Annotated in this window: 9 protein-coding genes; 5 read left to right on the top strand and 4 right to left on the bottom strand. The window is 69.4% G+C overall.

Annotation, left to right across the window (positions count from 1 at the left end; translation table 11 throughout):
- Nucleotides 1–19: 19 nt before the first annotated feature.
- Nucleotides 20–829 (top strand): hypothetical protein, encoded by an 810-nt coding sequence (locus JKL49_RS02080; RefSeq protein ID WP_215337993.1) that lies wholly within the window; start codon nucleotides 20–22, stop codon nucleotides 827–829.
- On the opposite strand, the gene JKL49_RS02085 is transcribed toward JKL49_RS02080, so the two are convergent.
- Both JKL49_RS02085 and JKL49_RS02090 read right to left on the bottom strand, forming a co-directional pair.
- Nucleotides 826–2205, bottom strand: a complete 1380-nt coding sequence (locus JKL49_RS02085) for a hypothetical protein (protein WP_215337994.1) — start codon at nucleotides 2203–2205, stop codon at nucleotides 826–828. The genes JKL49_RS02080 and JKL49_RS02085 overlap by 4 nt on opposite strands.
- Before the next feature lie 85 nt (nucleotides 2206–2290).
- A complete protein-coding gene (locus JKL49_RS02090; RefSeq protein WP_215337996.1) occupies nucleotides 2291–2710 on the bottom strand; it encodes an HIT domain-containing protein in 420 nt (139 codons plus the stop codon).
- A gap of 139 nt (nucleotides 2711–2849) precedes the next feature.
- Here JKL49_RS02090 and JKL49_RS02095 point away from each other — a divergent pair, with 139 nt between their 5' ends.
- Nucleotides 2850–3836, top strand: coding sequence for a malate dehydrogenase (locus JKL49_RS02095; RefSeq protein ID WP_215337998.1), 987 nt, complete (start codon nucleotides 2850–2852; stop codon nucleotides 3834–3836).
- Between the two features lie 105 nt (nucleotides 3837–3941).
- Here JKL49_RS02095 and JKL49_RS02100 read toward each other — a convergent pair whose 3' ends face one another.
- Nucleotides 3942–4565 (bottom strand): lysozyme inhibitor LprI family protein, encoded by a 624-nt coding sequence (locus JKL49_RS02100; RefSeq protein WP_215338000.1) that lies wholly within the window; start codon nucleotides 4563–4565, stop codon nucleotides 3942–3944.
- 139 nt (nucleotides 4566–4704) lie between these two features.
- On the opposite strand from JKL49_RS02100, the gene JKL49_RS02105 reads away from it, so the two are divergent.
- The gene (locus JKL49_RS02105; RefSeq protein WP_215338002.1) at nucleotides 4705–5253 is read left to right on the top strand and encodes a GNAT family N-acetyltransferase; all 549 of its coding nucleotides are present in this window, start codon (nucleotides 4705–4707) and stop codon (nucleotides 5251–5253) included.
- Here the strand turns inward: JKL49_RS02105 and JKL49_RS02110 are convergent.
- Entirely contained in the window at nucleotides 5250–5903 is a 654-nt protein-coding gene (locus tag JKL49_RS02110) for a LytTR family DNA-binding domain-containing protein (protein ID WP_249778008.1), read from the bottom strand. The genes JKL49_RS02105 and JKL49_RS02110 overlap by 4 nt on opposite strands.
- 253 nt (nucleotides 5904–6156) lie before the next feature.
- Here JKL49_RS02110 and JKL49_RS02115 point away from each other — a divergent pair, with 253 nt between their 5' ends.
- On the top strand, nucleotides 6157–6699 hold the full coding sequence (locus JKL49_RS02115) for a DUF2306 domain-containing protein (protein WP_215338006.1): 543 nt from the start codon (nucleotides 6157–6159) through the stop codon (nucleotides 6697–6699).
- Nucleotides 6700–6786: 87 nt separating this feature from the next.
- Nucleotides 6787–10140, top strand: a complete 3354-nt coding sequence (locus JKL49_RS02120) for a trifunctional glycoside hydrolase family 18/polysaccharide deacetylase/glycosyltransferase family 2 protein (protein ID WP_215338007.1) — start codon at nucleotides 6787–6789, stop codon at nucleotides 10138–10140.
- The last annotated feature ends 133 nt before the right edge of the window (nucleotides 10141–10273 follow it).

Consider the following 10273-nt stretch of genomic DNA (forward strand, 5'->3'; position numbering starts at 1 on the left):
GCAGGATTTGGAAACCCGGGTGTCGAGAGTCTGGCGCGTCGCCGCAGCCTTCGCGGGCCTCATTCTGGCCGCGCCGCCGAGCTTGGCCGCCGCCCAGGACGTTGATCCCATCGGCGCCCTGCTGGAGCAGAGCCAGCCGCCGGCCACCCAGGCGCCCGATGGCCCGGTCACCGCCCCGCCGGTCCAGCCCCCGACGCTGGAGGCGCCCACCCCCGCCCAGGCGCCGATCTACAATGCGCCGGTCGCCACCGCGCCGCCTGTCAGCACGTCGCCTCCGCCGGCGGCCTATATCCCGCCGCCGGTCTACAACCGTCCGGCCGCCGTCCAGGCGCCGCTGCCCTACGTCAACACCCCGCCGGTCTACACGCCGCCGCCCTATGTGCCGCCCGCGCCGCGCCGCCAGCTCACCGCCCCGGTCCATATCGATGAGACCGGCAAGACCCCGGAGGGGCCGCCGACCGCGACGGATCTCAACTTCGAGGCCCGCATGCGCTCATCCTTCAATTCCGCCCAGGGGATGCAGGGGCCGCTGGACGGCGCCTGGAGTCTGAAGGCGGGAGGAACCGAACTCTACGACCTGCAGCTGGTGGATACCGGCTCCGGCAGCCTGGAGGGCGCCTGGCGCGACCCCCGCCGCCGCGGCGCCGTCGACGCCTCGGGCTTCATCGACGTCATCAGCCGGGTCGGCGGCCAACTCACCATCCGCATCACCCCTCGCCCCGGCGCCGATCCGTCGATCATCCTGCTCAGCGCCGACGGCAATGGCGGCTGGTCTGGGGAACTGAACGAACGCGGCGAGCACCGGTCGGTGACGCTGCGGCGGAACTAGGGTCCAGGCGCGACCATCGTGAGGGGGCGGGCGTCGGCTCCGAAATTGACCCGCATCGTCGACGTGCGATTCACCGCGTTCAGGATCTGCACGTCAATGATCGCGTCATTCACCTGATCGATCAGCTTGTTGATGTCGTGGGTTCGAGTCTGAAGGTCGGTGAATAGGCTCCTGGCGTCCTGCTTCTGACCGGAGCCTCCCAGCTTCTGCAGGTTCGCGGGCACACCGCTTCCCGGGCTGATCAGGCTGGGAACCTCAAGGCCCTGGACATAGCCTGGACTTGGCAGGCTGCGCAGTTCGAAATCGTAGGGCGCCGCCACGAGGGAAAGATTCCTACCCGAGTAATCCGCCGGGCCGCTTCCGCCGACGAGGTTGGAAGCAAGGTTCAGCGGCGCGCGTAGCACGACACTCAACGTCTCTGACGGCCGAGCCCGAAGTCCGCGATCGAGGCGCGCAATGGTCGCATCAAAATCTGCGATGTCGGTGGCGAGGTTTTGGATGACCCCGCGCTCGCTGGATGACCAAACCTTCTGCGCCCGATGCAACTTGGTTTCCGCGTTTGTCAGGTCACTGCAGCGACTGTCGAGCGTGGAGATCGCCTTGGAGATGTTCAGCACAAAGTCCGCGTCGGCCTTGTAGGCTTTCGGCAGAACACGGAGGCTGTCGAGTTCGCACGCGTCAGCAATCCTGCTCGACAAGCTAAGCTCGTCATCCCCGCCAGCCACGGTGGCCGATAGGGCTTGAGTCGCGGCCTGCAAGGCGGCGGCGCGCAGGACTTGCGCGCGCAACGCCTGGGCCCCGATGCTGTAGAGCCGGCTGCGTGGCTTGGTGGCGGTCAGTTCGTCCCTGATGAGGAATATCGCTCCCAGGCCCTGCCAAAAGCGCAGGGTGTCGGCTGCCGCGTGCCCGGCGCCAAGGACGGCCACGCCAAGAGAAGATGCGGTCCCAAGCGCGTTTATGTCCGAGCTCACCGCCCGGTCGTTCGCCATGGCCTGGTAGGCCAACCCCGCGAAACGGGCAGTCCGCGCGACACACTCGAACTGGCCCTCGTTAAAGGTGGTTACGGGAAGATCAGCTGCGGGGTCGATCACGCCCGGGCTGGACGCAATCTCGAACTGAACCAATTCCGGATTGATCATGCAGTCACTGAGCGCCAGGCCCAGGGGCACCCGCGAAACGCCAGCCGGGGACTTGGAGCGCCCAATCTGGGCGAGCGTTGTGAACCGGCTTCCGACGTTGGCGGCTCCGACGACGATCTGTGCTGGATAACGTTCTTGGTCCGAAGAGTGAGACGACTGAGCCACCGCGGCGCCAGCCCCCACAATCCACGGCAGCGCAACGATCGCGATGGCGCCAAGTCTCATCGTCCGTTGCATGTCAGCCCCCCGACCGGTGTTATCCGAACCTTAACTATAAGACTCAGCTTCCGGGGGTTTTCAACATAATTGCAACTTCAGGGGTCTAGAGCCCCAGGGCCCGCCGCGCGGTCTCCACCGCATAGGCCAACTCGTCTGATGTATAGGGCTCCGCCGGGCTGTGTCCCCAGACCGGGCCTGGCCAGGCCGGATCGTCGTGGCGGCGCCCCACCACATGGACGTGGAGCTGGGGCGTCACATTGCCCAGGGCGCCGACGTTCAGCTTTTCCACCGGGACGCCCAGGGCCTCGCCCAGAACCCGCAAGGCCCGGCCCGCGTGGACGATCTCGTCCATCAGCTGCGCCCGCTCCATCGCCATCAGGTCCTCGATTTCCCGCAAGGCCACGCCCCTGGGAATCAGCACCAGCCAGGGATAGCGGGCGTCGTCCTGCAGCCGGAGCTCGCACAGTGTCAGCTCGCCGAGCGCGTGGGAGGTGGCGACGAAGGCGGGGTCGATCTGGAACATGGCGCAGGATGACCACGCGCCCACGCCCGCGCAAAGGGCCTAAACTCCGCGTGCGGCATTGCAGCAAGGACGTGGTTTGAGCTACGGGGACCCCCGACCTGGCGCACTTGCCGTCCCGCAACAGCTATCGGAGCAGTCCATGACCACCAAGACCCCCATCCGCGTGGCGGTCACCGGCGCGGCCGGCAACATCGGCTACGCCCTCCTCTTCCGCATCGCCTCGGGCGAGATGTTCGGCAAGGATCAGCCGCTGATCCTGCAACTGCTGGAAATCCCGGTCGAAGGCCCGCAGAAGGCCCTGAAGGGCGTGGCCATGGAACTGGAGGACTGCGCCTTCCCGCTGCTCCAGGACATGGTCCTGACCGGCGAGGCCGACGTGGCCTTCAAGGACGTGAATTGGGCCCTGCTGGTGGGCTCCAAACCCCGTGGCCCCGGTATGGAACGGGCCGACCTGCTGAAGGACAACGGCAAGATCTTCATCGCCCAGGGCCAGTCCATCGATAAGGTGGCCGCCGACGACGCCCGCGTGGCCGTGGTGGGCAACCCCTGCAACACCAACGTGATGATCGCCGCCAGCCAGGCCAAGCGCCTGCCCAAGGACCGCTTCACCGCCATGGTCCGCCTCGATGAGAACCGCGGCCGCGCCCAGCTGGCCAAGAAGGCCGGCGTGGACATCGGCCAGGTCTCCGACCTGTTCATCTACGGCAACCACAGCCCGACCATGTTCGCCGACTTCACCCACGCCAAGATCGGCGGCAAGGCCGCCGCCGACGTCATCGGTGACGAAGCCTGGCTGAAGAACGACTTCCTGCCGGCCGTCGGCAAGCGCGGCGCGGCCATCATCGAGGCCCGCGGCGTCTCCTCGGCCGCCTCGGCCGCCAACGCCCTGGTCGACCACGTCCACGACCTGGTGACCCCGGGCAAGATCCACTCGGTGGCCGTGGAAAGCCAAGGCCGCTACGGCTTCGCCGACGGCGTCTGGGCCGGCATGCCGGTGAAGACCACCGCCACCGGCTACGACGTCATCACCACCTACGAGATGGACGACTTCGCCAAGAGCAAGATCGCGCTGACCAACGACGAACTGGTGGGTGAGCGCGACACCGTCAAGGACATGATCGGCTAAGAGGCGGGATGGGCGTTCGCGCCCGACGTTTCCAGAAGCGCTTGTTCACCCCGCTCGGCGCAGGCCGGGCGGGGTTTTCGTTGGGCGATAGCTCGGCGACGCGCCTCAGCGGTCCTCTCCGCCCACCTCGTCCAGTTCCCGGATGCGCTGGTCGTAGAGGTCGGCCACCGCCCCGGGTTCGTTTCGCGCGGCGTCCTCGCGGGCGTCCAGCCAACTCTGCTGCTGGCGGCGCAGACGCCAGGGCGGGACGCCGGACTCCAGGGCCCGGCGGAACGAGGCCGCCAGCCGTCGGTCCTGGGCGGCGAGGCCCGCGTCGTTGCAGACCAACTCCTCCGAGGCGCTGGCGGTGTCGGCGCAATCGAAGCTGGGACCCCGGGTCTGGGGCCGGGCCGGGGTGGGCTCGACATCCTTGATCGGGATCGGTTCGGCGTCCGGCGCGGGGACCGTGACACGGGGCGCCTTCAGGCCGGCCGGCAGCAGCTCCAGCTTGCCGCCCTGGACCGCGGGCAGGGGCTCGTCCCGGTCGATCTGGATCTGCACCTGCTCCACCGGCTTCATCGAGCCTTCGGCGCGGCTGTCGGGCGCCAGCTGCGGCCGGGCCAGCAGGCCGAGCGCCAGGCCCAGGACACAGGCGCCTGCGACCCCCACCAGCAGCATCGGCTTGGCGAAGACGGATTTGGCGGGTGGGCTCACGAGGGTCGAAGCCGGCGGCGGAGTCTCGATGGTCATGGCGCGTGTCCTTGGTCCCTGGCCTCCGCAATCCCCGAGGCGGCCATATCGTTGCGGCGCCCGCCTGAACCGTGACTGAACCGCCATTGCGAAGCCGGGCGGCCAGACGCTATGTCGGCCGTCCGCAAAGGAGGCGTCCATGACCGCCGTCGGCCCCACCCTGGAAACCCCACGCCTGATCCTGCGTCCGCCCAGCGCGGCGGACTTCGAGCCCTGGTGCGCCTTCATGGCCGATGAGGAGGCCAGTCGGCACATCGGCGGACTGCAGACCCCCTCGGTGGTCTGGCGGGCCCTGTGCTCGGTCACCGGCGCCTGGACCATCTCGGGCTTCTCGATGTTCAGCGTCATCGAGAAGGCGACCGGCGACTGGGTCGGCCGCCTGGGCCCCTGGTATCCCGAGGGCTGGCCGGGGACCGAGGTGGGTTGGGGCATCGTCCGCGACCGCTGGGGCAGGGGCTATGCGACGGAGGGGGCCATCGCCTCCACCGACTGGGCCTTCGACAATTTCGACTGGCACGAGGTGGTGCACACCATCGACCCGGCCAACACCGCCTCGGCGGCGGTGGCCAAACGTCTGGGTTCGACGATCCTGCGCCAGGCGCAGATGCCGGCGCCCTACCAGGACCTCACCGTCGATGTCTGGGGCCAGAGCCGCGAGCAGTGGCAGGCGGCTAGGCGGGCGCGCTAGATCCAGCCGGCCTCGCGGATCAGCTTGGCGTAGGTGCGGCTGACCGGGACCTCTGAGCCGTCCTTCAGCTTCAAGGTCGCCCGACCGTCGCCGCGCCGCGCGTCGGCCACGGCGTCGCGGGCCACCCACCAGGAGCGATGCACCTGGGCGCCCTCGATCCCCTCCAGCTCGGCCACGGCGTCGGCCAGCCGCATCAGGATCAGGTCCTGTCCCTTGGAGGTGTGCAGGCGCAGGTAGTGGTCCTCGGCCTCCACCGCCCAGACCTCGGCCCCGCGCAGCTTCAGCGGCAACCGCTCCAGGAATTTGGGTGGGGTCGGGTCTCCGCTGTCGCGCGCGCGGGTCTGGCTCATGAGATAGGCGTGTCGGTTCAGGCCGACGGCCAGGGCGGTGAAGGCCTGACAGCAGACGAAGGTCACCGCGGCATAGGCCGGAAGGTCATCGATCAGAGCGCCGCGGCGGGTGATGACATAGGTCGATCCCCACACGAACGCGCCCATGAACGGGGTCATCACGGTGGCGGAGATCACCCCCTGCAGCCACCGGCGGGCATTCAGGCCCGGCAGCATCCGCACCGTGCCGCGAAAGCATAGCAGACCCAGGACCGAGCCGATCCAGGCCAGGGGCAGGGTGTAGGCCAGTCGCAGGATCAAGGGGGCGCCCATCGTCCCAAAGGCGCCGATGAACGCCAGGAAGCCGCCAACGGCGCTCGATCCGGCGAGCGTTCGCGCGACTGTGGCCCAGGTGACCGGGTCCGCTGGCGAAGCGTGAACGGCGGGGACCGACCTCTGGCGTAGCGGCGCCGTCATCCGACGCATCGGCCTTTGCGCATGGGGGCCACGGTCTCCACACAGCGTGACAGGAACAGGCCGCGCTGAAGCGGCCCGCAAGAGGCGGAGATAAAGGATGTCGCAGGTTTCGCAAATGCCGGGGCTCGACCGGGCGCAGCGCCTACGGGCGATCGTGCTGCCCATCGCGGCCATCGGCCTGTTGGCGGCGCTGGCGCCCGTCGCCCCCCTCATCGTCCGGTTGGCGGCCAAGGGTCATCTGCATGCCCCCGACCTGCCCCTACTGGCCGCCCAGCCCCTGGTGATCAAGCTGCACATCGCCGGCGCGGTCGCCGCCCTGCTGATCGGCGCGATGCTGATGACCCTGCGCAAGGGCGTCACCTTCCACCGCACCGCCGGCTGGCTGTGGGTGGGGGCCATGTCCCTGGTGGCCGGGTCCTCGATCTTCATCACCGGGATCAATGGCGACCACTGGTCCTTCATCCACCTGTTCACCGGCTGGACCCTGATCGCCCTGCCCATCGCGGTGATCGCCGCACGGCGTCACGTGGTGAAGACCCACCGTCGCTTCATGATGGGCCTGTTCTACGGCGGCCTGGTGATCAACGGCTTCATCGCCTTCATCCCCGGCCGGACGATGTGGAACGTGTTTTTCGCCTGAGGCGCTCCCATGCGGCGTCTTGGGTCGGTCAAGCTTCGGCCATGATCGGCGCAGAAGGGAGCGGCGTCCTCTCTCCAGGCGTCCGTCATGGCCGACTTCATCTTCCACGATCCCTCCGGCCGCCGCGCCCGCCGCGCGGACCTCGCGGGGGGGCTGGCTGTGGCCCTGCTGGCGGCGATCATCGCGGCCTTCTTCGCCACCCTGGCCTTTGCGCCCATCCTGCCGGCCCTGCACCTGAAGGACCCGCGCATGCTGCGCGGCCTGCATGTGGAGACCGCCCATCGGCTGAAGGGCCACCGCTCCTGGACCCGTGTGCCCCATCCGCGCCACGCCGGCGCGGTGGGCCCGGTCCGGCCGCTCAGCGTCGGCTTCTACGTCTCCTGGGATGAGAGCTCGCGCGAAAGCCTGTCGCGGCATGTGAACGACCTCGACGTGGTGGCCCCGCAGTGGCTCGCGCTCGACGGCGCCCTGGGCCGCCTGACCCTGACCGCCGATCCCCAGGCCGAGGCCATCATCAAGGGCGCCCGCAAGGCCCCCTCTCTGCTGCCGGTGGTGCACAACGCCCAGGACTCGGTGTGGAACGGCCCGCAGGCCGACGCCCTGATCCTCAACCCCGCCGCCCGCCAGGCCATGGCCGCCAACCTCGTGGCGCTCGCCAAGGCCCACGGCTACGCCGGCTACGTCTTCGACCTGGAGAACCTGTCGCCCCGCGCCGCGGCGGCCTATCCCGGATTCCTGGCGGAGGTCCGCGCCGCGCTCAAGCCGCTGGACCGCGAGCTGTGGGTCACAGTCCCCTTCGCCGACGACAGCTGGCCGCTGAAGCGCCTCCAGGCCTCCACCGACGTCCTGGTTTTGATGGCCTATGACCAGCACTGGGGCACAGGCGACTCCGGTCCCCCCGCCGGCCAGGCCTGGTTCCAGGGCCAGGTGGCGCGGCGGATGGGCGAGCTGGATCCGGCCCGCACCATCCTGGCGCTCGGCGCCTACGGCTATGACTGGACCCTGCCGGCCAGGGGCAAGCCCGGCGTCGCCGAGGCCGTGACCTTCAACGAGGCCACCCAGCTGGCCCACGACGCCGGCGCCTCGGTGGCCATGGATCCAGAGGCCCTGAACCCGCACTTCAACTACGAGGACGACGCCGGCCGCCAGCACGCGGTCTGGTTCCTCGATGCGCCCACCCTCTACAACCAGCTCAAGGTCTCCGATCCCTATCGCCCGCTCGGCTACGCCCTGTGGCGGCTTGGGTCGGAGGATCCGGGGATCTGGCGCCTGCTGCCCCACACCTATGGCCAGGTCTCGCCCCAGGGCCTGGAGGGTCTCAGCCCCGGCCAGGACGTCAATTTCGACGGAACGGGCGAGGTGCTCCACGTCTCGGCCACGCCCCAGGCCGGCAGGCGCACCATCGACGTCGACACCCAGAGCGGCCTGATCGCCGCCGAGGACTACCAGGTCATGCCGACCTCCTATGTGATCCAGCGCTACGGCGCGCGGCCCGGCCTGGTGGCCCTGACCTTCGACGACGGCCCCGACGCCCGCTGGACGCCGAAGATTCTCGACATCCTGGCGGCCAAGCACGCGCCGGCCACCTTCTTCGTGATCGGCAAGAACATGGAGAAGTACCCCGGCCTGGTGCAGCGCGAGGTGCGCGAGGGCCAGACGGTGGGCGGCCACACCTGGACCCATCCCAACATCGCCGAGGTGCCCGCCACCGAGGCGCGGCTGGAGATGAACGCCACCCAGCGGCTGTTCGAGACGCTGACCGGCAAGTCGCTGCGCCTGTTCCGTCCGCCGTTCTTCGGCGACGCCGAGCCTTCGACCCCCAGCGAGGTGGAGCCCCTGCTGATCGCCCAGTCCCTGGGCTATCTGACGGTCGGCCTGCGCATCGATCCCGACGACTGGAAGAAGCCCGACGCCAGGCTGATCGTCTCGCGCACCCTGGACCGGCTGGACGACACCGAGCGCCAGGGCCAGGTGGTCCTGCTGCACGATAGCGGCGGCGACCGCAGCCGCACCGTGGCGGCCCTGCCGGAGCTGATCGACCAGCTCCGCGCCCACGGCTACCGGCTGGTGAGTGTCGCCGAGCTGGCGGGCATGACGCCGTCCGAGGCCCTGCCGCCCACCTCGCGCACCTCGGCCGAGATGCTGCTGGACCGCGTCGGCTTCGGCTTCTTCCATGGCGTGCAGATGACCCTGCGCGTACTGTTCCTGGCCGCGATCGGACTGGGTGTCGCCCGCCTGCTGGTGCTGGGGGTCCTGGCCCTGGTCCACCGCGCCGGCATTGAGCGCCGCACCCCGCCGATGAGCGACGGCGAACTCGGGCCGGCGGTCAGCGTCCTGATCCCCTGCTTTAACGAGGAAAAGGTGATCGCCGCCTCCGTGGCGCGAATTCTAGGGTCAAGATGGCCGCGCCTGGAGGTCATCGTGCTGGACGACGGCTCGGCCGACGCCACCGCCCAGGTGGTGCGCGACGCCTTCGCGGGCGAGCCCCGCGTGACCCTCATGAGCTTCCCCAACGGCGGCAAGGCGCAGGCCCTGAACCGCGGCCTGGCGGTGGCCGCCGGCGAGATCATCGTGGCCCTGGACGCCGACACCCTGTTCCCGCCCGACACCATCGCCCAGCTGGCCCGCTGGTTCGCCGATCCCACGGTGGGGGCCGTCGCCGGCAACGCCATCGTCGGCAACCGCCGCAACCTGATCACCCGCTGGCAGGCCCTGGAATATGTCACGGCCCAGAACCTGGAGCGCCGGGCGCTCGCCGCCGTTGGCGCGGTCACCGTGGTCCCCGGGGCGGTGGGCGCCTGGCGCAAGAGCGCGCTCGCCGCCCTGGGCGGCTATCCCGCCGACACCCTGGCGGAGGACCAGGACCTGACGCTCGCCGTGCAGCGCGCCGGCTGGCGCGTGGAGTTCGATCCGGAGGCGCGGGCCTATACCGAGGCGCCGGAGACGGTCTCGGGCCTGCTGAAGCAGCGGTTCCGCTGGTCCTTCGGCACCCTGCAATGCCTGTGGAAGCACCGGGCCGGCCTGTTCGACGTCAAGCGCCCGGTCCTCGGCTTCATCGCCCTGCCGCAGATCTGGCTGTTCCAGATTCTGCTGACGGTGGTGGCGCCCCTGGTGGACGCAGCCGTGGTCTGGAGCGTGGGCGCCGGCGTCTACGACGCCTTCTACCACCCTGTGCAGTGGTCGCCCGACGACCTAGCCCGCCCGCTGTTCTATTGGGCGGCCTTCATCTTCCTGGACCTGTCGGCGGGCGCGCTCGGCATGGCGATGGAGCGCCGGGCGCCCTGGGGCGACCTCATCTGGCTGCCCGCCCAGCGGTTCGGCTACCGCCAGCTGATGTACTATGTGGTGCTGAAGTCGATCCGCACCGCCGTCCACGGCGCCCGGGTCGGTTGGGGCAAGCTGGAACGTACCGCAACGGCAGCCGTCGAGGCCTCCAGCTAACCATGTTCAACACCAGGGAACGCACCGGCCGGACAATTGCGCGCAGACGTTATTTTTCTGACCGTGGCGCGGTTGCAACGGTCCGGAACGGCGCTTATACCCCGGCTTCTCGCCGCACTGGGCGGGCCCAAAC

Origin of the sequence: Phenylobacterium glaciei, from assembly GCF_016772415.1 — a bacterium.
Classification (GTDB): Bacteria; Pseudomonadota; Alphaproteobacteria; order Caulobacterales; family Caulobacteraceae; genus Phenylobacterium; species Phenylobacterium glaciei.

Excerpts from the sequence above, each read along its gene's own strand:
- JKL49_RS02085 (WP_215337994.1), bottom strand. The coding sequence starts at position 2,205 with ATGCAACGGACGATGAGACTTGGCGCCATCGCGATCGTTGCGCTGCCG.
- JKL49_RS02090 (WP_215337996.1), bottom strand. The coding sequence starts at position 2,710 with ATGTTCCAGATCGACCCCGCCTTCGTCGCCACCTCCCACGCGCTCGGC.
- JKL49_RS02095 (WP_215337998.1), top strand. The coding sequence starts at position 2,850 with ATGACCACCAAGACCCCCATCCGCGTGGCGGTCACCGGCGCGGCCGGC.
- JKL49_RS02100 (WP_215338000.1), bottom strand. The coding sequence starts at position 4,565 with ATGACCATCGAGACTCCGCCGCCGGCTTCGACCCTCGTGAGCCCACCC.
- JKL49_RS02105 (WP_215338002.1), top strand. The coding sequence starts at position 4,705 with ATGACCGCCGTCGGCCCCACCCTGGAAACCCCACGCCTGATCCTGCGT.
- JKL49_RS02115 (WP_215338006.1), top strand. The coding sequence starts at position 6,157 with ATGTCGCAGGTTTCGCAAATGCCGGGGCTCGACCGGGCGCAGCGCCTA.
- JKL49_RS02120 (WP_215338007.1), top strand. The coding sequence starts at position 6,787 with ATGGCCGACTTCATCTTCCACGATCCCTCCGGCCGCCGCGCCCGCCGC.